We start from the raw sequence: 436 nt of genomic DNA, 5'->3' as shown, positions 1-436 counted from the left end.
CATGTTTCACCTGTTTGGGCTTGAGTTAATCGGAGAAGTCGATGAGGAAGAGTTGGCCGCACCCAATTGGAAAGGCCATTGTCCCCCAGTAATCGTCGCCGCTAAAACCCGGACCGTGCTGATCGACATACTCGAACTCAACGCCAGTTATGCCGCTTTCCTGCTTCTTGAACTGCGATAGGTCGAAGCTGTTTGCGTGCACTATTCTTGGGTTGCTGATGTGGCCGGTGTCTCTCACAAGGGTTTGCTTGATCGTTTCAACAAGGCTCGCCTTTGCTTCTTGTAAGCGGGATTTGCTAGTTTCCTCGCTTTGCTTTTCAAGATACATGGCGTGATCTTCTGGCTCGCCAATCCAAGGTGTTGGCGCTGCAATGACGGCAACATCTGTGGTTTCCATAGAGCTGATGAAATGTTGATTGTGCTGCTTTGCCAGCCT

The 436-nt window shown here is 50.5% G+C and carries 1 protein-coding gene; it reads right to left on the bottom strand.

The genetic code is table 11. The features are described from left to right. Positions 1 to 25: 25 nt before the first annotated feature. Positions 26 to 436 (bottom strand): hypothetical protein (locus PPL9_RS12035; protein WP_208989330.1); only part of this gene is annotated, 411 nt, incomplete at its 5' end.

Origin of the sequence: Pseudovibrio sp. POLY-S9 (assembly GCF_001431305.1) — a bacterium.
In the GTDB taxonomy this organism is placed as follows: Bacteria; Pseudomonadota; Alphaproteobacteria; order Rhizobiales; family Stappiaceae; genus Pseudovibrio.
This window is presented reverse-complemented; position numbering and strand designations above follow the sequence as displayed.